Raw genomic sequence first — 24,706 nt, 5'->3', positions numbered from 1 at the left:
CCTGCCTCCCCACCCGGGCGGCCCGGGGTGCGGGGCGCCGCGGCCGGGACACGGGCTCAGAGGATGAACTTGCTCAGGTCGTCGTCGGCCGCGATGTCCTCCACACGCTGGAGCACATAGTCGCGGTCGATGACCACCCGCTCACCACGGCGGTCGGGGGCCTCGAAGGAGATGTCCTCCAGCACGCGCTCGACGATGGTGTGCAGGCGCCGGGCACCGATGTCCTCGGTGCGGGCGTTCACCTCCGCGGCGAAGCGTGCAATCTCCCGCAGGCCGTCCTCCGTGAAGACGAGCTCGACATCCTCGGCGGCGAGCAGGGCCTGGTACTGGCGCGTGAGCGCGTTGTCGGGCTGCGTCAAGATCGCGTACAGGTCGTCCTCGCTCAGGTGGTCCAACTCGACCCGGATCGGGAACCGCCCCTGCAGCTCCGGGATGAGATCGGACGGGCGAACGCTCTGGAACGACCCCGCCGCGATGAAGAGGATGTGATCCGTCTTGATCGGTCCGTAGCGGGTGTTGACGACCGACCCTTCGACGATCGGGAGCAGGTCACGCTGGACGCCCTCCCCCGAGACGTCCGGCCCGTAGTCGCCGTTGGGGTTGATCAGCTTGTCGATCTCGTCGATGAAGATGATGCCCTGCTCCTCGGCGCGACGGACCGCCTCCTCGACCACCGAGTCGAAGTCCACCAGCCGGTTCGCTTCCTGCTGGGTCAGGATCTGGCGCGCCTCCCGCACCGAGACCCGACGCGAGCGACGGCGCGGCGTGAAGCCCTCCAGCAACTCGCTGAAGGTCTCCTGAAGTTCCTCGGGGCTCATGCCCGCGGCGAACTCGAGCGGGATGATTGCGTCGAACTCCTGGTCGGTCTCCAGCTCGACCGTCTCATCCTCGAGCGCTTCCTTCTGGAGCAGGTCGAGCATGCGAGCGCGTTGCCGCGCCAGCCGGCGGCGGACGTTCGCCTCGTGGCGCCGTCGCTGCTCGGGGTCCTGGATCGCGTCGGGCTCACGCGACGTGTCCGTGTGGCGGCCCCGCCGGTTGGCGCCGCGCTGCTCGATCAGCAGGTCGGCCAGGCGCTGAATGGCGGCGGAGCTGGCCTCCTCTCGCACCGCTTCCAGCCGCTGCCCGTGGAGCATGCCGATGCTGACCTCAACGAGGTCACGCACGATCGTCTCGACATCGCGGCCGACGTAGCCGACCTCGGTGAACTTGGTCGCTTCCACCTTGAGGAAGGGCGCGTCGGCGATGGCTGCAACCCGGCGGGCGATCTCGGTCTTCCCGACCCCGGTCGGCCCGATCATCAAGATGTTCTTGGGCATGACCTCCTGCCGCAGCCCCTCGGGGAGATGCTGGCGGCGCCAGCGGTTGCGGAGCGCGATCGCCACCGCCCGCTTGGCCTGATCCTGGCCGACGATGTAGCGGTTGAGCTGCTCCACGATCTGCCGCGGCGTCATAGCGCCGATCGGGTCGGTGGTGGCTGCGTCGTGGGTCATCTGTTCAGTCGTTCTGGGCTTCATCCTGCCGCCTGGTTGTCTCGATCACGATGTGGTCGTTGGTGTAGATGCAGAGGTCCGCGGTCACGCGCATCGCCGCCTCGGCGATCTCGCGGGCGGGCATGTCGGTGTGCTGGAGCAGCGCCCGTGCCGCGGCGGTGGCGTACGGGGCGCCGGTGCCGATCGCGGCCACGCCGTCGTCGGGCTCGATGACATCCCCCTCGCCGGAGATTACGAGCAGCGATTCGCCGTCGGCGACGATCAACTGCGCTTCAAGGCGGCGCAGGTAACGGTCGGTGCGCCACTCCTTGGCGAGCTCGACTGCCGCGCGGCGCAGGTTACCGTCCCAGTCGCGCAGGTGGGTTTCGAACTTCTCGAACAGCGTGAGGGCATCGGCGACGGCGCCTGCGAAGCCGGCCAGAACCTGGCCGTCGAGGAGCGTGCGGATCTTCCGCGCTCCGTGCTTCATCACTACGTCGCCGTAGGTGACCTGCCCGTCCCCGGCGAGCGCGACATCCCCATCCCGCTGGACGCCGAGGATGGTCGTGGCGTGCCACCGTGTGGACTGGTTCTGCATGTCCGCTCCATCGTAGAGGCTGCCGGCTCGGTGAGCCAGCCGCCCTTCAAAAGTAGATTCTACCATTTTCGCCCCGCCGCACCCTCCGGGGTTCTGCTCCGCACTGGTACGTATGCCCTTTTGTCCCCGTTGCGGCAGCGGGCTCGTGCCATGCCCGCGAGGCTTAGCCCGGCAGGCGCTGGGGCGCGTTCCGGGCGGAGGCCCAGAGATCGCCGAGTTGTTGGATCCGCTCGGGCATCGTGCGCAGGGTGAACTGGTCCGGCCGGATCGCGCCGTCGGCCACCTCGTCCCAGGTGACCGGCGCGGAAACCGGGGCTCCCGGGTGCCCGCGCGCGGTGTAGGGCGCCGCGGTGTTGCGCGCGACGCTGTTCTGCGCGTGGTCGATGGTCACACGCTCCCCCTCGTGGGTTCCGCGGGCGGCAACGGCGATCTGATCCGGGTGCGCCTCGGCCAACTGGGCGGCGATGCCCCGCACCCAGTCGCGCACCGACGCGAAGTCGTGGATGGGCTCAAGCGGGACGAAGACGTGCAGGCCCCGCCCCCCGCTGGTCTTGGGGTAGCCGTCGATGCCCTGCGCCGCCAGCGCGTCCCGCACCAGCAGCGCGGCTTCCAACACCGCGGGGAAGTCCACCGCGTCGCCCGGATCGAGATCGAACACCGCCCAGTCGGGCTGCTCCTGCCGGTCGGCGGTTGCCAGCCACATGTGGAACTCGAGCGCGCCGCGCTCCGCGTACCAGAGCAGGGCGGCCGCGTCCTGGATCAGTGGCGCGTGTAGCTCCCCCTCGCGCGAGGCCGGGCGATAGGTCGCGCTCGGCAGCCAGTCGGGTGCGTCCTTCGGCAGGTCGCGGCGGTAGTGGCCCGGTCGGTCAATCCCGCCGGGGAAGACGCGCAGGGTGACCGGGTGGTCGCGGAGGTAGGGCAGCATGACCGGGGCGACGGCCTGGTAGTAGTCGAGCAGGTCGGCCTTGGTCAGCCCGTCCTGCGGCCACAGGACCTTGTCCGCGCTGGTGACGACGATCTCGCGCCCGTCGACCCGGAGCACCTGCGTGTTCGCCTGCTCGCCGCTCATGGCCCGGCCCGCCTTCCCCCGGCCAGGGCGCCGTGGAGCACCTGGCCGAGTCGTTCGATGCCCAGCGTCAGATCCTCCGGCGGCAGCGTCGAGAAGCCGATGCGGAACGATGCGCTGGGCCGCATGTCAGGGTAGAAGAGGCTGCCGGGCAGGTAGACGACACCAGCCGCCGCACATTCCGGCAGCAACCTCATGGTGTCGATCCCGTCGGGCAGGGTCACCCAGAAGAAGTAGCCGCCCTCGGGCTCGGTCCAGCGAACACCGGGCGGCATGGCGCGCTCCAGCGCGGCGCGGACGGCCTGCCAGCGGTCGCGGTAGAGGGCGCGTGCGCGGTCGAGGTGGGCGTCGAGCCAGCCGTCGGCGCAGGCCCGCACGACGGTCCGCTGCATGATCCGGTCGCCCTGGATGTCGACCGCCTCCTTGGCGTCGATCAAGCGGCCCATCAGCTCCGGCGGGGCCGCAACCCAACCCATGCGCAGCGCCGGAGCGAGCGTCTTGGAGAAGGTGCCGATGTAGATCACGTCCGGGTCGAGCGCGCGGAGGGGGCCCGGGTCGTGCTCGAACCAGAGCTCGCCGTACGGGTCGTCCTCGACCACCGCCACGCCGAACTCACGCGCCAGGGCCAGAATCTCCCGGCGCCGGGCAGGGCTGCCGGTGACGCCGGTCGGGTTCTGGAAGGTCGCCACGGTGTAGAAGAACTTGGGGCGTGGCGAGGTGTCGAGGGCGCGCGCCAGCGCCTCCGGGACGATCCCCTCCGCGTCGACGGGGACGGTGAGGTACTCTGCCTCGTAGTGGTTGAAGACCTGGAAGCCGCCGAAGTAGCCCGGCTCCTCGATGACGACCCGGTCGCCGGGATTGAGCAGCAGCCGGGCGACAAGGTCGATCCCCTGCTGCGCGCCGGCTGTGATCAGGATGTTGTCGGGGTCGACCTCGGCGCCGCGCCGGCGCATGCGCGCGGCGATCAGCTCGCGCAGCGGGCGGTGGCCGGGTGTCTCGTCGTAATAGAGCGTGGACGGGTCCAGCTCCGCCCAGACCTGCCGTGCTGCCTCCGCCAGGCGGTCCATCGGCAGGCACTCGACGGGTGGCGTCCCGCCGCCAAGGAAGATCGTGCTGGGGTCGGTGAGCAGCGGGTCGAGATCGAGGCGGAAGGCCGGCTGGAACCGGGCAGCGCGGCGGGCCAGGCGGGTGCTCCAGTCGATGCTCACTCCCCGCGCTCCTCGTTCCCGGCGCCGTCGACCAGCGCGATCTCCAGCCGCTTGTTGATGCGTCCCTTGCTGCGCGTGCCGATGACCTTCAGGCCGCCGATCTCGCGGGTGTTGCGCACGTGGGTGCCCCCGTCGGCCTGCAAGTCGAGCCCTTCGATTTCGACCACCCGCACCTCCTGAATGTTGGGAGGCAAGAGGTTGATCTTGGTGCGGATCAGATCGGGGATCTGGAATGCCTCCTCGCGCGGCAGGGTGCGCCAGGAGATCGGCAGGCCGGCGGCGATTCGCTCGTTGGCGACCCGCTCGATGTGCGCCACGCGCTCCGGGTTCAGGTCTTCCAGTTCGAAGTCCATGCGCGCCTTGTCGGGGCCCATGTTGCCGCCCGTGACCAGCGCGCCGTACTCGCGGAAGACGACGCCGCAGAGGACGTGGAGCGCGGAGTGCATGCGCATCAGCCGGTAGCGTCGCTCCCAGTCGATCTCACCTCGGAGCGTGGTGCCGGGTGGAGGCGGGGCGTCCCCCTCCAGTACGTGCACGATCTGGCCGTCCTCGCGGGCGATACGCACGACCTGCCAGGAGTGCGTGCCGTCGGTCACCATGCCGAGGTCGTGGGGCTGGCCGCCGCCACCGGGGTAGAACGCGGTGCGGTCGAGAACCACGCCGGTCTCGCCGACCACCGCGGTCACGGTCGCATCGAACGTTCGCAGGTAGCTATCGTCCAGATAGAGCAGGGCAGTCACCGATCTCACTCCTCGACCAAGCGCGCGGTCCCATGGTAGGGGGCGATCATAGGAACGGGTCGGGCGAATGTCAACTGCCCACACCGGCACCGCGATTGCGGATGCCCCGTGGCAGTGCGCCAGGGGCAACGTATACGCCTGCCCGCGGCGCGAGTGAAATGGAGCAGTCGATGTGGAGACAGTGCGATGGATGAGACACGCGCCCGGGACCTCGCCACCCGGGCGATCGAGCGATTGGGCGGTATGGATGCGGTCGAGCACCTCTTCGTCGAGCCGCACGTACCCAACCCGGAGCAGGAGTTCGTCATTGAGGACCAGCGGGTCATCGTCCGCCTGCGGGACGAGCAGCGCCCGGCGACCGTCTACGTCGGGCCGTATACGTTCGAACTTCGGGACCGGCGACTCGTCAGGGCCGCGGGAGCGTGAGATGATTAGGCCAACGGCCCGCGGATGGCGCGGGATGCGGAACGAACACTACAGGGAGACAGCGAGCGCATGGCGCGGCCACGGCTAAGAGTTATCCCGCTCGGCGGGGTTGGAGAGGTCGGCAAGAACCTCACGGTTTATGAGTACCGCGGGGATCTGGTGATGATCGACGCCGGGGCGAAGTTCCCGGAAGAGGAGATGCGCGGCGTCGATCTCATCGTGCCGGACATCACCTACGTCAAGGAGCGGGCAGACCGGCTGCGCGGCATCCTGATCACCCACGGGCACGAGGACCATATCGGCGGCCTGCCCTACCTGCTGCCGCAATTGAAGTCGCGGGCGCCGATCCCGCTTTACGGCTCCGCGCTGGCGATGGCGTACGCCGAGGCGAAGCTGGACGAGGCGGGTGTGCTCGACCTGGCCGAGTTCCACATCGTCGAGCCGGGCCAGCAATACCCATTGGGGCGGCACCTGACAGCCGAGTTCGTGCCCGTCACCCACAGCATCCCGGGCAGCTTCGCGGTCGCCCTGCGCACCCCGCTCGGCTGGGCCGTGCATACGGGCGACTTCAAGTTCGACCCGACCCCGCCGCTCGGACCGCCCACCGACGAGGCCCGGCTCCGCGAGCTGGGGAACGAGGGGGTGCTCCTGCTCCTGTCCGACGCCGTGCGCGTCGAGCGGCCGGGGCACACGCCCTCGGAAGCGGTTGTGAGCGAGACGCTCTACCGGGTCATTGGGGAGGCGAAGGGGCGCGCGGTGTTGACGACCTTCGCCTCGAACATCACGCGCATCGACCAGGCAATCCGCGCGGCCTACCGCCACGGCCGCAAGGTGGCCATCTCCGGGCGCAGCATGGAGCAGAGCACCCGGATCGCGCAGGACCTGGGGTACATGCAGCCGCCGCCCGACACGATCATCCCACTGGATGTGGCGGTCAAGCTGCCGCGCGACAAGGTGCTCTTCCTCACGACCGGTAGCCAGGGGGAAGCGTCGGCAGCGCTGGCGCGCATCGCCAGTGGCGAGCACCCGGCGATCAAGCTGCAGCGCGGGGACACGGTGATCTTCTCCGCGACCCCGGTTCCCGGGAACGAGGAGACCGTCTCGCAGACGATCGACCAGTTGTTCCGCCGCGGCGTCCACGTGGTCTACTCGGCGATCGAGCCGACCATCCATGTCTCGGGCCACGCCAGCCGCGATGAACTGCGCTTCATGCTCCGGCTGCTCCGGCCCCGGTTCGTGGTGCCGATCCACGGCGAGTACCGGCACCTGGCGCTCTACCGCGATCTGGCGCTGGAGATGGGCTACAACGATGCGCAGATTCTGCTGCCCGAGATCGGCAATGTGATGAGCTTCGGTCGCGACTCCGGCCGCCGGGAGCAGACGGTGGAATCGGGCGCGGTGCTGGTGGATATCATCGGCAACCGGAACGTGATCCTGCGACAGCGGGACGAGATTGCCGCCAGCGGGGTGATCATCGCGACGATGATCGTGGATCGGGACACCCGCCAGTTGATCGCGGGCCCAGACGTCTCCGCCCAGGGGCTGGACGGGCAGATCGACGCCAAGGTGCTGAAGCGTGCCGAGGACGAGCTGCGGCGCTTCCTGGAGAAGCGGCAGAAGGGCGGCTTCAGCTACGGGTACCTCGTGAGCCGGACGAAGAACGTGCTCAGCCGGCAGATCTACCGCGACGCCAAGATCCGCCCCATGATCCTCCCCGTCATCAGCGAATTGTAATCAGGCGCGCGAGCATCGGACGGTGCCTCGCCCGTCCCCCGCACACAAACTCCCCTCTCCCAAGGTTGGGAGAGGGGGCGGGGGTGAGGGCCGCTCTCGTGTCGCGGACGAGACGTCACCGTGTCATCGCGATGATGACGGCGACCAGCGCGCAGAGACCGGCGGCGGCGGACGATACGGCGATCGCGGCGTTGCGGCCGATGCGCTGGCGCAACGGGATCACCAGCAAGAGAGCCGGGATGGTGAGCAGGCCGAAGAGGACGTGCGTCCATGGCATGATGTTCGGGTGCTGGACGTAGAGAATGATCCCCATGATGATCTGGACGCCGAGTAGGGCGTGCGCGGTGCCGGTCAGCCAGGGAGGGAGGCCCTGGCGCCGCGCCAGGATCCACGACGCGATCGCGATCCCGAGATAAACGATCACCAGCAACTCACCGAGTCCGCCGTGTGCCTGATTCATCGCCACCTCCTTGGCAGCCGGTCCGGGTGGGCCGTCGTCGGGCCGCGGGTTGGCCCGCGGTCATTATGCCCGATTGTTCAGGGATTGGGCGGGCGTCACGGCATTGCCAGGCGAAGGAGGCGGGTCCCGAGGCGACGGCGGGTGGCGCTGCGGCTGAAGATTGCCAACAGGCCCAGAAGGGGGATGACGACGCGGGGCGGAAGCGAGACCACGTGCCGGGGGTGGAGTACTGGTACGCCGCCGGTGTAGAGGTCGCGCAACAGGTGTGAGCCGAGGCCGAGGAGCGCGGCCAGCCCCAGATGCCGCTCCGGCGCCAATCGCTCAGCCAGGACGGCGAGGAGGATCGGGGTCAGCAGCGAGTGGGACAGCGGCCGGGTGGCCATGGTCATGCAGCGGTCGAGCCGGAGGGAGCGGGCGGCGGCGATGTGGTCGAGGTCGATCAGGAGCGCACTCGCGAGCGCCACGCGCAGGAACGGCCCCTGTTCCCGCACGTAGGGGAGGACGGGCAGCGCCACCGCCAGCGCGGTCCCCGCGTGACACAGACCATCGAGCAAGCCGCGCTCGGGCGTGCCGTTGGCGGCACGCTCCCAGCGGTGGTGCCAGGTGGCGGTCAACAGCGCCGCCAGCAGCGCCGCGGCGACGGAGAGCATCGCGGCCCAGGGGGTCGGGCCGGACTCCGAATCTCGCCCGACCGGATGTGTCCGGCTCGGTCCTTGTGATGTGCGCGTGTTCACCGGTACCATCCCCTACGGTCGTCGACGGTACCACGATACCCAGGGATCGGAGTACTACGCAAGATGCACGCACAGGCGAAAGAACGTCCGGGCGCGGTGGTCCTGCTCTCCGGCGGCCTGGATAGCACGACGGTTGCCTACCTGGCGCGTGCCAGCGGTTACGCCATCTACGCCCTGTCGTTCGACTACGGCCAGCGCCACCGGCGGGAGCTGGACGCCGCCGCGGCGGTGGCGCGGGCGGTCGAGGCGGTCGAGCACCGCGTGGTCCGCATCGACCTCGCCGGCATCGGCGGCTCGTCCCTGACCGGTCACGGGGAGATCCCGACCGGCGGGGTGACCGGCGGCATCCCGAGCACCTGGGTGCCCGCGCGCAACCACATCTTCCTGGCTGTGGCCTCCGGTTACGCCGAGGTGGTTGGCGCCAGTGTCATTTACATCGGGGTCAGCCAGGTCGATTACTCCGGCTACCCCGACTGCCGGGCGGAGTTCCTTGAGGCATACCAGCGGGCGGCCGACCTGGCAAGCAAGCAGTTCGTCGAGGAGGGCCGGTCGATCCCGGTCGTCGCGCCGCTGCTGCACCTCTCGAAGGCCGGGACAGTGCGGTTGGGCCTGGCGCTTGGCGTGGACTACGGCCTGACGTGGTCGTGCTACCAGGGCGGGGAGTCGCCCTGCGGCGTGTGCGACTCGTGTCGCCTGCGGGCCGAGGCCTTCGCGGCGGCCGGTGCGGTCGACCCGCTGGTCGGGCCGGCGGGGTAACAGGAGCAGGCTGCCGGGCGAGGACCGGCGTGGTACAACCTACGCGGCCCGGCCGCGGGGGAGTGCCGGGGTACCGAGGAGACAGGCGGAGGCGGTATGGCGCTGCAGTTGGTCATCATCGGGCTCCCACAGAGTGGCAAGACGACCGTGTTCAACGCGTTAACGCGGTCGGAGGCGCCCACCGGCGTCTTCTCCACCGGTGAGGAGGAGCCGAACCTGGCGACGGTTAAGGTGCCCGACGAGCGGCTGGACGTGCTCACCCGCATGTTCAACCCCCGGCGCACCGTGCCGGCCGACGTCCAGTACTACGACATCGCCGGGCTGGCGAAGGGCATCCACGAGCAGGGCATGAGCGGGCGGCTGCTCGGCTACCTGAGCCAGGGTGCGGCGCTGGTCCACGTCGTTCGGGCCTTCGAGGATCCCTCGGTGCCCCATCCTGAGAGCTCGGTGGACCCCCTGCGCGACATCGAGACGCTCAACCTGGAGCTGTCCTTCTCGGACCTCGCACTGATCGAGAAGCGGCTGGGCCGGATCGAGTCGACCATCCCCAAGCTGCGCGGTGCCGAGCGCGAGGCGAACGAGCGGGAGGCCGAGGTGCTCCGGCGCCTCAAGGCGGCGCTGGAGGAGGGGACGCCGATCCGTGAGGTGGAGCTCCAGCCGGAGGAGGAGCGGCTGCTGCGCGGCTTCGGCTTCCTCACCGCCAAGCCGCTGCTGATTCTGCTCAACGTGGGCGAGGAGCAACTGGGCGCTCCGGCGCAAGCGCTGGTCGAGGAGGCGCGCGCACGCTTCGGGCGACCCGGAGTGGAGGTCGACGCCCTGGCGGGCAAGATCGAGGCGGAGATCGCGGTGCTGGACGAAGAAGACGCCGCCCTCTTTATGGCCGACCTCGGCATCACCGAGTCGAGCCGGGATCGGGTCATCCGCCTCTCATACGCGCTGCTGGGCCTGATCTCCTTCTTCACCGTCGGGCCGGACGAGGTGCGTGCCTGGACGATCCGCCGGGGGACGCCGGCCGTCGAAGCCGCGGGGGAGATCCACACCGACATCCAGCGCGGTTTCATCCGGGCGGAAGTGGTGAGCTACGACGACCTGATCGCCGCAGGCGGCTTGCCGGAAGCGCGCAAGGCGGGCAAGCTGCGTCTGGAGGGGAAGCAGTACATCGTCCAGGACGGGGACATCGTCCACTTCCTGTTCAACGTGTGATCCGACGGGGCTTCCTCCGTGTCGTCCGGACCCGACCCAGCCTCGCGGCCTATGCCAGTCTCGATGACAAAGTGCGGACGTCGGACGGTGCCTCGCCCGAGCCGGACGGAACACGCAACACGGAGTACGGAACACGGAACACGTCCCCGTCCCGAACTCATGCGGCGCGGGCCTGCGTGGCAGAGCGCCCCGGAGCGGTCCCACCATCGACGATGCTTCCCTTCCCGCACGGGCATGCCTAAGATACTGTTGACGTTGGACCATGGAGTGCGTGTGTACCGATGGTCGATCTTGCCCCGCGGACGGCCGGATTGATCCCCCTGTGGCTGGTGCCTGCTGGAGCGCTGCTCTGGCTGGGGCTCGTCTGGCTGGCGCGGGGGCCGCTGCGGTCACGGTGGCCCGGGCTGCTGGACGATGTCGTGGCGCTCGGCGCCCTTGGGCTGGCGCTCCTCCTCTTCTTCTGGCGCCCGCTCCTCACCCCCACCCAGGTGCCGCGCGGCGGCGGTGATCTCGTCTCCTTCGTCTTCCCCCTCCACGCCTTCAACGCGTCCCAGATTCGGGAGGGGATCATCCCGCTGTGGAACCCGCACCTCCACGGCGGGATGCCGCAGCTTGCGAACTTCCAGGCGGCGGTGCTCTATCCGCTGAATCTGCTGACCTACCTCCTGGCGCGCCCGTTCAACTACGGCGCGCTGGAGTTGCTGGCCATCGTCCACTTCGGCGTCGCCAGCGTCGGGGTCTACCTGCTGGCGCGGACGCTGGGGATGCGCCCGCTGGCCGCCGTCGTGCCCGGCATCGTCTTCCCCTACAGCGGCTTCCTGGTGGCGCACCTGGGGCACTACGGGATGCTGGCGGCGGCCGTCTGGGTGCCGTTCCTGCTGCTTGCGCTGCGGCTGATGGTCCTTCGTGCCTCCTGGGGTTGGGCCGCCGCGGCAGCCGTCGTGACCTTCCTGATCACCAGCGCCGGGCACCAGCAGACGCTCGTCTACGCGCTCACCGTGGGCGGAGCCTGGTGGCTCTTCTGGGTTGCGCTGCGGCACAGCCTGCTGTCGGGAATGCTGCGGCCGGTCGCCGGTGGGGCCGGCGACATCGCGACGGCCGAACCGGATACCAAGATAATCCCGGGCGAGTTGCGCCGCTGGCCCTGGCGGGCGCTCGTCGGCGATGCCCTGCGCGCGGGGCTCGCGGTCGGCAGCGGCGTTGCGCTGGCCGCACCGATGGTGCTGCCCTCGCTGGAGATGGCGCGGCTCTCCGTCCGCACCGGCCTGAGCTACGAGCAGGCGAGCGAGTTCAGCATCCAGCCGGTCGCCCTGCTGCACCTGCTGGTTCCCAAAGCGTTCGGCAGCAACCCGACCGACTACTGGGGTCCGTTCTCCAACGGCGAGATCTGGGCCTACGCAGGCATCGCGACCCTGGTTCTGGCCGGGATCGCGCTGGTCGCGCGCCCGGACCCGGTCCGGCTCTTCCTCGGCGGCCTGGGGCTGGCCGCCCTCCTCTTCGCGCTCGGCCCCTTCACGCCACTGCACGGCTGGTTCTACCGCTTTGCGCCGCTGTATGACCTGATCCGCGCCCCGGCCCGCGCGGTGCTCTATCTGGACCTCGCCCTGGCGCTCCTCGCCGGGTTCGGCGTGAGCGAGCTGGCGGCACGGGCGGATTGGCTGGCATCGAGCGCGGCGGGCGCCGTCCGTCTCGCATTGCGGGCGGTCCTGGCCGGGACGGCGGCGCTGGGGCTCTTTGTCATCCCCCTCTTCTACTCGATAATCCTCAGCGCCAACGACCTGTCGAATCGCCCGGTGATCGCCGTCGATGGGCTGAACCTGCTGTTCCTCTACCTGGCGTTGACCGCCGTCCTCCTCTGGGCCGTGCTCCGGGGTCGCCTGCGCGGCCCGGCGGTGGGTGTCGCGGCCACGGTGCTGATCGTCGTCGACCTGTTCGGCGCGACGGCGACGTTCAACCCCTCCCCGGACGACATCACGGGCGGGTTCCGGCACGCGGAGGCGGTCGACTACCTGCGGGCCGAGGCGGCGCGCTCCGGCCCCTTCCGGATCGAAGCGGCGACGGCGCGCTGGCAGCCGGACCTGGCCGCGGTGGTCGGGCTCGACGACGTGGGCGGCCTGTACGACCCGATGCAGCCACGGGACTACGACGCAGCCCGCCGCGCGGCGGTGGACAACCGGGACCAGGGACTTTACGACCTGCTCGGCGCACGGTTCCTCATCACCGATGTGGACGCGCCGCCGCCGGGCGCCGCGTTCCGCCGCGTCCACGACACCGACGACGGGCTCGTGATCTGGGAGAACCCGAACGCGATGCCCCGGGTCTGGCTGGCCTACACGGCGGAGCAGGTGGACCTCGAAACGGCGCTGGCGGCGATCCGGCAAGCCGACTTCAATCCGCGCGCCACGCTCTACCTCACAGGCGATCTCCCTCCTGCGGAGCCGGGCGGCCAGGGGGAGGCCACGATCGAGCGCCTGGAGGCGAACCGGTTCCACGTGCGGGTTCGGACCGACCGCCCCGCGTACGTGGTTCTGGCCGACCCGAACTACCCCGGCTGGGTCGCGACGGTGGACGGCCAGCCGGCCGAAACCGCTACCGCCTACGGGCTATTCCGCGCCGTGACGGTGCCCGCAGGCGAGCACGAGGTCGTCTGGCGCTTCCAGCCGCCCCTCGCGCGGGCCGGCGCCGCCGTATCGCTCCTGGCCCTCCTCGTGGTGGGCGCGATGGCGCTCCTCGGCTGGCGGCAGGGGCGGCGGAGCGTTCGCGGGGGCTAAAGCAGGCTGGGATCGTTACGGATCAGACCCCGGTGTGCCGGTCTTGCCGCTCGGCGCGGGAACTTTTCTCCACCCGGTCGGATCACCGTCCTCAACCGGCTCTCGGAAGAGGCATCGTTCCCCGGCGTTGCGGAGGTGCGTGGCATGGCCCGTGCCTCTGGGTCGGCGTGTCGATCAGGCCCTCTTGGTTGACAATGATCGTTTAATTGGGGGTGGAGAGAGACATATGAACGATCTGACGTCGACGCGAGCGATACTGACCGAGCAGCAGCGCGAGACTCTGGAGGCGCTTGCCGGGGAGATCCGTGTGCGCCGCCCGGTGGTCGCGTTCACCGGTGCGGGCATCTCCACGGAGTCGGGGATCCCCGATTACCGGGGGCAGAATGGCATCTGGAAACGGATCAGGCCGACGTCGTTCCGCGAGTTCCTGAACGACCCGGAGGTCCGGGTTGCCTACTGGCGGCGACGCCGGGAGCGTTATCCCCAGATGGTCCAGGTCGAGCCGAACGCGGGGCACCTGGCGCTCGTGCGCTTGCAGGAAGCTGGCCTCCTGTCGACGATCATCACGCAGAACATCGACGGGCTGCACCAGCGGGCCGGAGCCGACCCGGAGACGGTGATCGAGCTTCACGGCACGGTCCACGAGATCCGGTGCCTGGAGTGCGGGCGGCGCTTCCCGGCCGCGGAGTTCCCGTTGCCGGAGGGGGATGAGGAGCCGGTCTGCCCGGTCTGCGGCGGGATCGTCAAGGAGGCGACCATCTCCTTCGGAGAGTCGCTGGTGGCCGACGACCTGCGGCGCGCGCTGGAGATCGCGCGGGACTGCGAACTGATGCTGGTCGTCGGGTCGTCGCTCCAGGTCAATCCGGCAGCCAAGGTGCCGTTGATCGCGGCCCAGCAGGGCGCAGTCCTGGCGATCATCAACAATGAGCCGACTCCGCTGGATCCCCTGGCCGACTTCGTCGTGCAGGCGTCTGCCGGGGCGGCGCTCTCCTACGTGGCGGATCTGCTGACCGGGTAGGCGTCCGCCGTGCATCTCATGGTCACGAACATGCTGAAGGTCGCGCGCTGTGGGATCGGTGACGACCGGTCACCGCAGGGCGACCCAACACCGAGCGAACGCTGGGAGTGGAGCGGAGCGATGTCCCGAGACGAGCGATCACGACTGCTGCGTCGCCGGGTTCCCGATCCGGACTTGAGCGTGTCCGACGCGCCGCGGGGCGACATGCCGGAGCTGGAGGTCGAGGTGGAGCCGTACGGCGGCGCGGTGCGACACGAGAGCGACACGCTGGCGCGGATCAATGCGCTGAATGAGGAGCGCCGCCGGCTGCTGAATGCACAGGTGTACGGCCTTGCCGCGACAAAGCGGGCCGAGCGGCTGCGGCAGATTCAGGAGGAGCTGGAGCAGCTCTGGCTGGAGCGCCGGCTTGAGTTGAGCCAGCACCCGAGCGACGCCCCCGACTGGCTGGAGAGCGACTCCGAGGCGAACTGAGCGCAGCTACCGGCATCACCATGGACACCGGTTTCCAAGGCCCGGCAATGCCGGGCCTTGGGCGCCAGTGTCGGTTCCTACCGTGCGTAGAACGCGATGATCAACTCGATGTCGACCGGGATGTCGAGCTCTTCGGGATTGGGTTCCGAGATCACCCGGCCGATCGGCTGCGTGCCCTCGCGCGAGAGCCACGATGGGATCTGATGCCCGGCGTCCTGGAGCGCCTCCTGAACGTCGGGGATCTCCGCCGCCTTCTCGGTCAGCGCGATGGTGTCGCCCGGGGACACCCGGTACGAGGGGATGTCGACCCGGCGTCCGTTGACCAGCACATGCCCGTGATTCACGAGCTGGCGGGCCATGGGGCGGGTCGGGGTGAAGCCGAGCCGGTAGACGACGTTGTCCAGCCGGGACTCGAGCAGCTTGACCAGCGCGGTTCCGGTCGGCTCGCGTGAGCTGCGGGCGTCCTGGAACGTCCGGCGGAACTGCTTCTCAAGCATGCCGAAGTGCCGCTTCAGCTTCTGCTTCTCGCGAAGCTGGCGGCCGTACTCGGTCATGCGGCGCGGGCGGGCGTGGGCATGGGCGCCGGGCGGGGTCTTGAGCCGCCGCTCCAGCGAGCGCGACCGGGTGCCGGTCAGGTTGATGCCCTCCCGCCTGGAGATCTTGTGCTTGGGCCCAGTGTAACGCGCCATGCTCCTCCTTGTAGGCTCGGTGCCGCTTGGCACCGTCTCGATGTGTCCAACCTCGATGCGAGGTCATCACCTTAGAATACCAAACGGTTGACCTTCACGTCTCACCCGGTTGTTCGCCTGGCAGGAAGAGGGGGACCGCGATGGAGAGGATCATCGTCCGCGGGGCCGAGCCGGAGGACGCCGCGGCCATCACGGAGATCCTCAACTGTCCCGGCGTGGTCTTTGGCACGCTCCAGCTCCCCTATCGCTCCGTCGCGGAGCGGCGACAACGGGCCGCGGATTACGGTCCCGATGTCCACCGGCTGGTGGCCGAGGTGGACGGCCGCGTGGTGGGGACGCTCGGGCTTCACGTCGAGCGCCATGCCCGGCGCCGGCACGTCGGCTCGATCGGGATGGCGGTGCACGATGAGTTCCAGCGGCGGGGCGTGGGGACCGCCCTGATGGCAGCGATGGTCGACCTGGCCGACAACTGGCTCGGCCTGCACCGGGTCGAGTTGACCGTCTACGCCGACAATGCCGCGGCGATCCACCTGTACGAGAAGTTCGGCTTCGTGGTGGAGGGGCGGCTCGTCGACTACGCGCTCCGCGCCGGCAGGTACGTCGACGCCCTGGCAATGGCACGGCTGCGCCCGCCGAGCCACGGTGAGGACACCGGTGCCGGGCAGGCGCCGTCCTGACGCGTTCCAGTTCCGGCGACGGAGCGCTGCGCGGCCGGGAGTCGTACCGGTGAGCCGGCTGGTTCAGGTCGGCCGGAGCGCGGCTTGACGCTGTCGCCTGTTCAGGCATAGGCTTGGCTCGTCAGTCGTGCGACTGAAGGAAAATGATAGATGGCCACGAGCGGTTTCCGCCCTAAACTGGTCCTGTTCGACCTCGACGACACGCTGTGCGACCACAATGCGTCGCTGCGCCTGCGGCTGCGGGTGGCGTTCGCGGAAGCGTGCCGTGGCCTGGATGATGTCGACCTGGATGCGCTGGTCGAGGCGGCGGTCGCGCGTTCCGTCTTCGGTACCGACCACTTCGCCGACATCCTGACGACGGTGGGGGCCGGGACTCCGGAACGGGTCGAGCGTGCGGTCGCATCCTATGTGAGCGACCGCTATCGCGGCTTGAAGCTCTTCGATGAGGCGCTGGAGGTGGTCGACGCCGTGCGGCAGCACGCGCGGGTGGGGATGATCACCAACGGCCCGAGCGTGATCCAGCGCAATAAGATCGCGCGCCTGCGGATCGCGGACGCCTTCCCGTTCATCCTCGTCTCGGAGGAGGTCGGGGTCTGGAAGCCGGACCCGGCGATCTTCCAGCGCGCGCTAGAGTTGGGCGAGGCGGCGCCGCACGAGGCGGTGTACGTGGGGGACAACCCGGAGCACGACGTGGCCGGTGCCCGCGCGGCGGGCCTGGCCAGTGTGTGGGTGAATCGCACCGGCCGGGAGTGGCCCGGTGGCCCGCCGCCCGACTACACGATCGCGAACCTGCGCGAGTTGCTGCCGCTCTTCGGGTTCGACGGCACTCGGTAGGCGCCGCGCGGCACGTCGCTTCTCCCTTCCCGAGGGGTGTCGGTCTGAACCGAGCCGCCGGTCCGACCGGGTGCGGTGCCGTAGGGAAAGGGATAGGGATGCGCTGGCGGCAGATGCCGCGGGTGATCACGATGTTGCTTGTGACGGTCTCGCTCGCGTGCGGGGGTACAACCGCGGAACCGACGGCGACTCCGCCACCGACCCCGACCGAACCGCCCACGCCGACCGCGACCCCGACCCCAGAGCCGACTCCGACGCTAACCCAAGAAGAGCTCGCCACCTACAAACCGAACGAGTTGGGTCAGGTGATGGTCCTGATGTATCACGGCATCACCGAGGACGGCGGCGAGTATGACCGCTCGCCCGACGGCCTGCGGCAGGACCTTCAGTGGCTCTACGACCACGGGTACTACGTCATCCCGATCCGCGACTACCTGACCAACCACATCAGTGCCCCGCCCGGGAAGCGCCCGGTGGTCCTGACCTTCGACGACGGCGTGGTCAGCCAGTTCCGCTATCTGGTCGACGAAAATGACAAGAAGAAGATCGACCCTGACTGCGCAGTAGGCATCTTGGAAGACTTCTTCACACGCCACCCCGACTTCGGCCGCGGTGGGCTCTTCTCGATCCTGCCGCGGGCGCCGTTCGCCTGGCCCGACGAGCCGGAGCAGATGGAGTACGCCGAGGAGAAGCTGCGCTTCCTCGTGGAGCATGGGTACGAGCTGGGGAACCATACCCTGAGCCACGCCAACCTGCGCGAATTGTCGGACGAGGAGATCAAGGCGGAGCTGGCCGGTGCGGTCGACATGATCCGCGAGTACGTGCCGGAGGCCGAGGTCGAGGTGATCGCGCTACCCTTCGGGATGTACCCGCCGGGTGGGGACGACACGCTGCTGCGTGGCTTCACCTACGAGGGGCGAGAATACCACTTCTCCGGCGCGCTGATGGTGGGCGCCAACCCGGCACCATCGCCGGTGGACGCGGAATTCGACCCCTTCTGGACGCCACGGATCCAGGCCACTGAGGACGTGCTGGCCGAGTGGTTCGCATACGCGGCAGACAACCCCGGTATAATGTACGCCAGTGATGGGAACCCTGATACGGTGACCATCCCCGAGACGCTACCCGCGTGGCTGGCCGAGCGCTTCATGAAGGACCGGGCCAGCGACAAGACGGTCATCCGCTACCCCGACGTAGCCGACCGGAGAGGTGGTTAGACAGCGCGATGACGCGACGCATAGTGATGGCGGAGGAGCTGGGGTATTGCTGGGGTGTCCGCCGCGCCCTCGAGATCATCACCGGGGCGGGCGACCCGCACAACCCGGTCGCGACCATCGGCGACGTGATCCATAACCCCCAGGTCGTGCAGCGTCTCAAAGAGCGAGGCGTCGACACCGCTGAATCGGTCGAAGAGGCCGCCAAGCGCGGCTTCCGGCGGGTAGCGATCACGGCGCACGGTGCCGGCCCGGAGCGGGCGCGGCTGGCTGCCGAGCACGGGCTGGAGTTGATCGACACGACCTGCCCGCTGGTGACCAAGGTCCAGCGGCTCGGGCAGAAGCTGGTGCGGCAGGGGTACTTCCTCGTGGTCTATGGCGATTCCTTCCACCCGGAAGTGCGGGGGGTGCTCGCCTGGGCCGAAACCTCACGTGCCGTCGCCGCCAAGCACATCGAGGATCTGCCCTGGAACGCGCCGCGCGGGTCGACCGACCCGGACGCCAAGGTGCCCCCGCGCAAGGTGGCGGTCGTCTCACAGACGACCAAGAATGTCGATGAGTTCATGGAGTTCGTCACCCAGTTGACGAACATGGTCGCCCGCGACGGCGGCGAGATCCGGGTGTGCAACACGATCTGCGAGCCGACCTCGGAGCGCCAGAACGCACTGCGGCGGCTGGCTGGTGAGGTCGACCTGATCCTGGCGATCGGTGGCAAGAAGAGCTCGAACACGGCTCGACTGGCCGAGGTCGGCCGGAGCTACGGCGTGCCCAGCTACCACATCGAGAGCGAGGAAGAGATCGAGCCGGCCTGGCTCGAGGGTGTCGAGGTGGTGGGCGTCACGGCCGGGGCCTCCACCCCGGACGACGTGATCGAGGGCGTGGTCGACTGGCTGGTGGGGCAGGGCTTTGCCCCGCCCGAAGGCGGTATTCGCCACCGCGACCTGGACGACGTCCCGGCCTTCTAGCCCCGGGCGGCGCTTGGCGGAAGCACAGCAGAGCATACGAACGGCGGCTCGCAGGGGCCGCCGTATCGCATCGGGGCCGCGCCGGATGCGGGCGGCGCGCTGGAGCGAGAGGAGCGACAATGGCGGACTTGATCGAGCACGCCGCCGAGGTGACGGATGAGGCGGCTCGCCGGGCGCACCGCGCGGTCGTTCCCGGCCGGGTGCAGCGTCGCCGGAGCCGGTTCTTCCTGCTCGCGTCGGCAATGGCACTGGTCGGCTACCTCTCACTCATGGTCGTGGTCCGCGCCAACAAGTCACTCCAGGCGGACGTGGCTGCCACCATGCGCATCCAGCGGGCCCAGCACCCCATGCTCGTGCGAGCGATGTCGGCCGTGAGCTGGTTCGGGTTCCGTCCCCAGAGCCTGATCCTGCCGGCCACGGCCATCGTCGGGGCGTGGCTCCTGCGCTTCCGCACCGAGGCGCTCTTCCTGATCGCTGCCTGGGGCGCCAGCTTCCTCAGCTTCACCACCAAGCTCTTCGTGCAGCGCCCCCGGCCGGACGGCGAGATGTTCCGCGTGGTCGAGGCCAACATCCGCGACTCGAGCTTCCCGAGCGGGCACACGCTGCACTACGTCGCCTTCTGGGGCTTCTTCTCGTACCTCATCTTCACCAAGGTGCGGAACGGCGTCGTGCGCTGGGTCACGGCGGGCTTCATCGCGACGATGGCGGCGCTAGTCGGGCCGTCGCGTGTCTACCTGGGCCACCACTGGCTGACCGACGTGCTCGCCTCCTACCTGCTCGGCCTAGCCTACCTGCTGGGGCTCGTGACGGTGTACCGGTGGGTCCGGTCGTGGCTCCACGCGGACAACGGACAGGACGGATGAGATGGCCGGTCCGGAGCGCCGCGCGGCTAACGGGCCGAGGATCGGCCGGCCGATCTTGATCGCGCACCGCGGCGGTGCTCGGGGCAACGAGGAAAACACCGCTCCCGTATTCGCCCGCACGGAGCACCTGCCCGTCGACATGGTGGAGTTCGACGTCCGCCGCACGGTCGACGGCACATTGATCCTGGTCCACGACGCCACGGTCCACGCGGACGGTCGCCGGTTCCACGTGGCGGAGACGTCGTTCGCCGATCTGCGCGCAGCCGTGCCGGGGCTGCTGACGCTGGACGAGTTCCTCGAGCAATTCGGGAAGGCGCGGCCGTTCAACCTCGACATGAAGGCCCGCGGCTACGAAGCGGAGATCGCCGACGCGCTCCGGCGCCACGATGTCGTGGGTCAGGCACTGGTGTCGAGTGTCCATATCTGGAGCCTGCGGCGGCTGGGACGGATGGTGCCCGAGCTGGGGCTGGGGCTGTCCCGCGGACACCTCGCGTCCAGCGCGCCGGCGCCGCTACAACCGTTGGCAGCGCGCTGGCTGCGCTTGACCCTTCTCCTGGTGCTCCTGCCCGGCCTGTGGATCTCCCGAGCGCGGTCGGTGATGCTCCAGCACCGGGTGGTCACCCCGTGGCTGGTGCGGTTCCTCAGCCGGCGCGGCTACCGGGTCTTCACCTGGACCGTAGACGATCCTGGAGAGGCCGCCCGGGTGGCCCGCGCCGGGGTCGACGGCATCGCCAGCAACACACCGCTGGATATCCGCGATGCCATCGCGAGGCGGTAGGAGCAGAAGCGCGGACGGCTTCGTCCGGGCCCGTGGGAGAGGCCCTCACCCCCGACCCCTCTCCCAAAGTTGGGAGAGGGGAGCCACGACCGGTGACGCTCGTTGCGCGCGTTGCCGGAGTTGGTGTGGTCTTATTGAGGTCGTTCCTCGGCGGGGGATTCGGAGCCGGGGAAGGGTTCCGGGCGGGCCTGGTAGCGGTAGCTGGCGACGTCCCGGGCGCCGGACGCGTTGAGGAGCCGCTCCGCATCCGCGAGCTGCTCCCCTTCCTTGGCCAGGACCATGACCAGGAAGTTGCCTTGCTCGACGAGTTGTTTGTAGTGCGCCGCGAGATCCTTGGGCACGCCGAGCCCGGCCACGGAGGCGATCCAGCCGCCGGCGCCTGCGCCCACGGCCGCGCCGCCCAGCGCGGATGCCAGCCAGCCCGCTGCCAGGAGTGGCCCCGCCCCCGGAATGGCGAGGAGTCCGGCGCCGACCAGCCCGCCCAGCACGCCGCCCACGACGCCACCGCCGAGCGCGCCCGCCAGGGACGAGCCTGATGCCTGCTCGGACGCCGCCTGTGATGGGATTTCCGCCGCGGCGTCGGTGCCACGCGTGACGAGCGAGAGCATATCGCGGTCGAACCCGGCACGGTGGAGCCGCTCGAGGCCGGCGCGGGCATCGTCCACCGAGGGGAAGACGCCGATCACGGTGCGATACCCTCCCCGCAGCGCTGCCTGGAGCTTGTCCCGGTTCCATCCGCCCGCGTCACCTGGTACGGTCATGCTTTCTCCCCGTGGGGCGACGACCCGCCGGTTCCGCCCGGCGCTCGTCGCACGTTGAACCTCGTTGCCGCCAGGGGAGGGTGCAAGGGGCGTGCCAGCCGGGGTTAGGTGCGATCGGCTTTCAGGATGGTGCTGGCCAGCCGGTCGGCCAGTTCCTCCAGGAACTCTTGATCGCCCGCGCCGAAGGCGTTGAGCTGGTTCGAGTCGACGTCGATCTCGCCGAGAACCCGATCGCCGGCCAGGATGGGGACGACGATCTCGGCGCGCGTCTCGACGAAGCACTGGAGATAGCGCGGGTCCTGAGCGACGTCCGGCACGATGATCGATTCGCCGTGCGCGGCGGCGTAGCCGCAGATCCCTTCGCCGATCGGGATGCGCACATGCTCGGTCGCGGCCGGGCCGCGCCAGGCGGCGAGGACGAGGTCGTTGCCCTCGACCAGGTAGATCCCGGCCCAGGTGTAGTGGGGGAGGGTTTCCGTGAGGATCGCGCAGACGCCGTCAAGGATGGCCTGCACGCTCTCGGTGCTGCGGACGAGGTCGTTGACGCGCTCGCGGACGGTGGCGTAGCGGTCGACGCCCTTGTAGCTGGTCATGGTGCCTCCTGGGAGCGAGGCCGGGTGGGCCCGGCCGCGGGCATCGTGCCGCAATTGTAGCGGGCGCCCCGCTCCCAGGTCAGGCGTCGATCGGCTGTCGCGACCGTCGCTAGGGCGACGGCGGGGGCGCGCCGTAGCGCCACTGGTAGTAGTGGCGTCCGACGTTGCCCATCTCCACCTGCCACTGGTCGGCGTTGGCGGGCGTGTAGGTCAGCAGGCGCCGCTCGAATGCCTGCACCAGCACCCACTGGTCGACGCCCTGCACCCGCGCGCGAACCCAGTACGGTTCGGTGATGGGGCGCCCGACCACGTAGATCGGGTTCCAGGGCTGCTGCGTGAGCCAGTTATGGAACACCGCGGCGACGTTGTGCCCGGTGACCTCGTCGTAGGCGGCGAGCGTCGTGTACCCGGCCAGCGCTGGATTCGTCCCGACGGAGCCTGCCTTGGTCAGGGTCTCCTGGACGGCGGCGCCGATGCGGTTGGGCGCGCGGTGGTCGTTGGCGACGGTCGCCACACCGCGGAGCGAGGCGTAGGTGGGCGCGTCGGGATTCTGGAGAGCAGGGTCACCCGCCACCGGGACGGCGGCCGGGCCGACCCGCTGGAATGCGTTGTCGCCGATCTGGATCTCCCCGCGGATCATGTCGCGTACCAGAAGGCCGTTGGTGACGAACCATGGGCTGGTGCGGTCGCCGCCTGGATTGGTGATCTCCATGCGGCTCTTGTCGAAGTAGTAGACCTGGCGGTTCCCGCCGGGCGCCTCCGCGTATGCCTCCTTCAGTGCAGCGAAGCTATCGGGTCCCCAGAGCCAACTGCGCTCGTCGGTGCCCTGCGCGACGGAGCCGTCGGTTGAGCGCCAGAGGTCCTGTACCGCGCGGTCCGCGCCGGTGAGGCCGGGCGGGAGCGCCGCCATCGGCGGGGCGATGGGCACCGGGCCGCGTCGGTCCAACCGCTCACCGTCCCCGTTGGCGGTGCGGAATGACCAGGTGTGGGAGAAGGGCCTGCCGTCGACGTTGCCCTCGACGGTGACCGTATAGGTGGTGCCCGGCTCGAGCGGGCTGGTGGCGGCGATCATGTAGGTGCGGCGGGTGAGCCAGCCGTTGCCCGTCTGCGCGATGACGGGGACGGTTCGGCCGTTGGCCGTCAGGATGGCACGCTCGAAGGTCACGTTCCCCGGGCCGTGGTACTTGAGCGTAATCGGGTAGCCCACGGGGTAGCTGGCGCCGGGGAAGGGGTTGGGTGCCTCACCCCAGAACCGGAGGCCGACGCCGGTGGTCCCGTCCGGCGGCCAGGCGACCCACTCCGGGGTGGCGGTTTCGCTCCAGGACGGCGCGCCGACGTCGATTACTTCGATGCGCACGTTGCCGTCGTTGACGGCGCCGAACCCGATCTCGGTGTAGCGCGGATCGATCAGGGTCAGCCGGTGGTTAATCGTCGCGATAAACCAGTCGACGCTGGCGGCCATCGAGCCGCTGATGCCGATGTTCTCGTTGACCCAGCCGGTGTAACCCGCGGCGCGGGCGCGGTCCTGCATCGTGGCGCCGGTGAAGCCCGGCCTGCCCGGCTGCTGCTCGTGGAGCCCCATACCGGCGAGGCTGGGATCGCCGAAGTTGAGCTGGTAGTAGCGGGCGTGACCCTGGGCCGCGGCATCGAGGGCTGGGTGTCGCTTCATCGGCTGGAGGCCCAGCCAGGCACGGTAGGTGTTGATCGTGGCGAGCACGTCGTCGAAGGGGTCGGCTGCTTTCACGGGGGCTTGGGCGGAGAGGACGGGCAGCACGGTGAGAAGGAGTACCAGCGGCAGGTAGAGCGAGGCGCGGAGGCGCGATCCGCCCCGCTGGGGCGTCCGATGCTGTGTCATCGTGATCCCGTCCCTTCCCCGTACCGACATCCAGGCGGAGAGTGAGGCGGCCCGGGTCCATCCGGCTCGGGCCGCACACATCGCCTGTGTCCCCTTAAACGGTACAACGTCTCAGCGCGCCGATGGTATCGGATGGTATAGGAGAATGGTTCTGAATACGCATCGGATCCGCATGCGCGTCTGTCCACCACGCGCGGCGGGTACCGGTTTTGGTATACCTTGGAGCGATGGAGCACACCCCTGACGGGGCTTGTGGTGAAGCGAGGAGGCGACTGAGGTGGGTGTCGCGATCGCCCTCATTGCAGCGTTGATTGTCCTCGTGATCCTAATCAAGATCACCTTCACGTTGATCGGGCTGGCCTTCACGCTGCTCGTGGCAGCGGTAATCGGGTTCTTGGCTGGCTACATCGTCCCCGGGCGGCTGCCGTACGGCGTGCTTGGCGCGATCGTGGCCGGGCTGGCCGGAAGCTGGATCGGCACGCTCTTGATCGGCAGCATCCCGCCGCACATCGGCGGCATCGCCGTCATCCCGGCGATCGTCGGTGCAGTCATCCTGGCCTTCGGGCTGCGACTCATCGGCAGCGTGGCCGGGCGGCTGTAGCCGAGCGCGCGTGCCGGTTCGGCCGCGCGTTGACCCGGTGTCGTGAAACTGGTAACATTTTAACGATAGTGCAACGGCTGCGACGGAAACGAGTACGCGGCGCGATCGGCCCAGCGAGTCCGGGGTTGGTGTGAGCCGGATGCGTCGGATCCCCGCGGAAAATCCTTCCCGAGCCGCCACCCGAACGGCGACGCCGTCGCCTAGTAGACGTGGCCGGAGTCG

At 69.3% G+C, this 24,706-nt stretch carries 25 protein-coding genes; 14 read left to right on the top strand and 11 right to left on the bottom strand.

Going from position 1 to position 24,706, the window contains the following annotated elements; all coding sequences use genetic code 11:
- Positions 1 to 56: 56 nt before the first annotated feature.
- The 5 genes from hslU to alaXM all read right to left on the bottom strand — a co-directional run bounded on the left by hslU (position 57) and on the right by alaXM (position 5,081).
- The gene (hslU, locus tag IRZ30_RS03230; RefSeq protein WP_294082891.1) at positions 57 to 1,490 is read right to left on the bottom strand and encodes an ATP-dependent protease ATPase subunit HslU; all 1,434 of its coding nucleotides are present in this window, start codon (positions 1,488 to 1,490) and stop codon (positions 57 to 59) included.
- 4 nt (positions 1,491 to 1,494) lie between these two features.
- On the bottom strand, positions 1,495 to 2,067 hold the full coding sequence (hslV, locus tag IRZ30_RS03225; protein ID WP_294082890.1) for an ATP-dependent protease subunit HslV: 573 nt from the start codon (positions 2,065 to 2,067) through the stop codon (positions 1,495 to 1,497).
- A 163-nt stretch (positions 2,068 to 2,230) separates the two neighbouring features.
- Positions 2,231 to 3,136 (bottom strand): non-homologous end-joining DNA ligase, encoded by a 906-nt coding sequence (gene ligD, locus IRZ30_RS03220; RefSeq protein ID WP_294082889.1) that lies wholly within the window; start codon positions 3,134 to 3,136, stop codon positions 2,231 to 2,233.
- A complete protein-coding gene (locus IRZ30_RS03215) occupies positions 3,133 to 4,341 on the bottom strand; it encodes a PLP-dependent aminotransferase family protein (RefSeq protein ID WP_294082888.1) in 1,209 nt (402 codons plus the stop codon). Before IRZ30_RS03215 ends, ligD begins: the two co-directional genes overlap by 4 nt.
- Entirely contained in the window at positions 4,338 to 5,081 is a 744-nt protein-coding gene (gene alaXM, locus IRZ30_RS03210) for an alanyl-tRNA editing protein AlaXM (RefSeq protein WP_294082887.1), read from the bottom strand. Before alaXM ends, IRZ30_RS03215 begins: the two co-directional genes overlap by 4 nt.
- A 186-nt stretch (positions 5,082 to 5,267) precedes the next feature.
- Here alaXM and IRZ30_RS03205 point away from each other — a divergent pair, with 186 nt between their 5' ends.
- Both IRZ30_RS03205 and IRZ30_RS03200 read left to right on the top strand, forming a co-directional pair.
- Complete coding sequence (locus tag IRZ30_RS03205) at positions 5,268 to 5,507, top strand: hypothetical protein (protein WP_294082885.1); 240 nt, start codon at positions 5,268 to 5,270, stop codon at positions 5,505 to 5,507.
- A 69-nt stretch (positions 5,508 to 5,576) separates the two neighbouring features.
- Entirely contained in the window at positions 5,577 to 7,241 is a 1,665-nt protein-coding gene (locus tag IRZ30_RS03200) for a ribonuclease J (RefSeq protein ID WP_294082883.1), read from the top strand.
- Between the two features lie 115 nt (positions 7,242 to 7,356).
- Here the strand turns inward: IRZ30_RS03200 and IRZ30_RS03195 are convergent, their stop codons facing one another.
- On the bottom strand, positions 7,357 to 7,701 hold the full coding sequence (locus IRZ30_RS03195) for a hypothetical protein (protein ID WP_294082881.1): 345 nt from the start codon (positions 7,699 to 7,701) through the stop codon (positions 7,357 to 7,359).
- A gap of 95 nt (positions 7,702 to 7,796) precedes the next feature.
- The gene (locus IRZ30_RS03190; RefSeq protein ID WP_294082880.1) at positions 7,797 to 8,435 is read right to left on the bottom strand and encodes a metal-dependent hydrolase; all 639 of its coding nucleotides are present in this window, start codon (positions 8,433 to 8,435) and stop codon (positions 7,797 to 7,799) included.
- 63 nt (positions 8,436 to 8,498) lie between these two features.
- Between IRZ30_RS03190 and queC the strand changes: the two genes are divergently transcribed.
- The 5 genes from queC (at position 8,499) to IRZ30_RS03165 (ending at position 14,654) form a co-directional block, all read left to right on the top strand.
- A complete protein-coding gene (gene queC / locus IRZ30_RS03185; RefSeq protein ID WP_294082877.1) occupies positions 8,499 to 9,191 on the top strand; it encodes a 7-cyano-7-deazaguanine synthase QueC in 693 nt (230 codons plus the stop codon).
- Between the two features lie 96 nt (positions 9,192 to 9,287).
- Positions 9,288 to 10,394: a redox-regulated ATPase YchF gene (gene ychF / locus IRZ30_RS03180; protein ID WP_294082876.1), complete on the top strand. Its 1,107-nt coding sequence runs from the start codon at positions 9,288 to 9,290 to the stop codon at positions 10,392 to 10,394.
- Positions 10,395 to 10,675: 281 nt separating this feature from the next.
- Positions 10,676 to 13,165: a YfhO family protein gene (locus IRZ30_RS03175; protein WP_294082875.1), complete on the top strand. Its 2,490-nt coding sequence runs from the start codon at positions 10,676 to 10,678 to the stop codon at positions 13,163 to 13,165.
- 226 nt (positions 13,166 to 13,391) lie between these two features.
- Complete coding sequence (locus IRZ30_RS03170) at positions 13,392 to 14,183, top strand: NAD-dependent deacylase (RefSeq protein WP_294082874.1); 792 nt, start codon at positions 13,392 to 13,394, stop codon at positions 14,181 to 14,183.
- Positions 14,184 to 14,303: 120 nt separating this feature from the next.
- On the top strand, positions 14,304 to 14,654 hold the full coding sequence (locus tag IRZ30_RS03165) for a hypothetical protein (RefSeq protein ID WP_294082872.1): 351 nt from the start codon (positions 14,304 to 14,306) through the stop codon (positions 14,652 to 14,654).
- A gap of 77 nt (positions 14,655 to 14,731) precedes the next feature.
- Here IRZ30_RS03165 and rpsD read toward each other — a convergent pair whose 3' ends face one another.
- Positions 14,732 to 15,343 (bottom strand): 30S ribosomal protein S4, encoded by a 612-nt coding sequence (rpsD, locus tag IRZ30_RS03160; RefSeq protein ID WP_294082870.1) that lies wholly within the window; start codon positions 15,341 to 15,343, stop codon positions 14,732 to 14,734.
- Between the two features lie 140 nt (positions 15,344 to 15,483).
- On the opposite strand from rpsD, the gene IRZ30_RS03155 reads away from it, so the two are divergent.
- From IRZ30_RS03155 to IRZ30_RS03130, 6 genes are all read left to right on the top strand, one after another.
- The gene (locus tag IRZ30_RS03155; protein ID WP_294082867.1) at positions 15,484 to 16,020 is read left to right on the top strand and encodes a GNAT family N-acetyltransferase; all 537 of its coding nucleotides are present in this window, start codon (positions 15,484 to 15,486) and stop codon (positions 16,018 to 16,020) included.
- 150 nt (positions 16,021 to 16,170) lie between these two features.
- Complete coding sequence (locus tag IRZ30_RS03150) at positions 16,171 to 16,854, top strand: HAD family hydrolase (protein ID WP_294082865.1); 684 nt, start codon at positions 16,171 to 16,173, stop codon at positions 16,852 to 16,854.
- Between the two features lie 98 nt (positions 16,855 to 16,952).
- Positions 16,953 to 18,071, top strand: coding sequence for a polysaccharide deacetylase family protein (locus tag IRZ30_RS03145; protein WP_294082863.1), 1,119 nt, complete (start codon positions 16,953 to 16,955; stop codon positions 18,069 to 18,071).
- 8 nt (positions 18,072 to 18,079) lie between these two features.
- A complete protein-coding gene (gene ispH / locus IRZ30_RS03140; RefSeq protein ID WP_294082861.1) occupies positions 18,080 to 19,033 on the top strand; it encodes a 4-hydroxy-3-methylbut-2-enyl diphosphate reductase in 954 nt (317 codons plus the stop codon).
- 119 nt (positions 19,034 to 19,152) lie between these two features.
- Entirely contained in the window at positions 19,153 to 19,896 is a 744-nt protein-coding gene (locus IRZ30_RS03135; protein WP_294082860.1) for a phosphatase PAP2 family protein, read from the top strand.
- Between the two features lies 1 nt (position 19,897).
- Positions 19,898 to 20,674, top strand: a complete 777-nt coding sequence (locus tag IRZ30_RS03130) for a glycerophosphodiester phosphodiesterase (RefSeq protein ID WP_294082858.1) — start codon at positions 19,898 to 19,900, stop codon at positions 20,672 to 20,674.
- A gap of 131 nt (positions 20,675 to 20,805) precedes the next feature.
- On the opposite strand, the gene IRZ30_RS03125 is transcribed toward IRZ30_RS03130, so the two are convergent.
- The 3 genes from IRZ30_RS03125 to IRZ30_RS03115 form a co-directional block, all read right to left on the bottom strand.
- A complete protein-coding gene (locus tag IRZ30_RS03125) occupies positions 20,806 to 21,435 on the bottom strand; it encodes a hypothetical protein (RefSeq protein WP_294082856.1) in 630 nt (209 codons plus the stop codon).
- Between the two features lie 104 nt (positions 21,436 to 21,539).
- Complete coding sequence (locus IRZ30_RS03120; protein WP_294082852.1) at positions 21,540 to 22,028, bottom strand: GAF domain-containing protein; 489 nt, start codon at positions 22,026 to 22,028, stop codon at positions 21,540 to 21,542.
- 109 nt (positions 22,029 to 22,137) lie between these two features.
- Positions 22,138 to 23,883: a CAP domain-containing protein gene (locus tag IRZ30_RS03115; RefSeq protein ID WP_294082850.1), complete on the bottom strand. Its 1,746-nt coding sequence runs from the start codon at positions 23,881 to 23,883 to the stop codon at positions 22,138 to 22,140.
- Positions 23,884 to 24,160: 277 nt separating this feature from the next.
- On the opposite strand from IRZ30_RS03115, the gene IRZ30_RS03110 reads away from it, so the two are divergent.
- A complete protein-coding gene (locus IRZ30_RS03110; protein WP_294082848.1) occupies positions 24,161 to 24,484 on the top strand; it encodes a GlsB/YeaQ/YmgE family stress response membrane protein in 324 nt (107 codons plus the stop codon).
- Positions 24,485 to 24,706: the final 222 nt, after the last annotated feature.

It is taken from the genome of Sphaerobacter sp. (assembly GCF_019683595.1).
In the GTDB taxonomy this organism is placed as follows: Bacteria; Chloroflexota; Chloroflexia; order Thermomicrobiales; family Thermomicrobiaceae; genus Sphaerobacter.
This window is presented reverse-complemented; position numbering and strand designations above follow the sequence as displayed.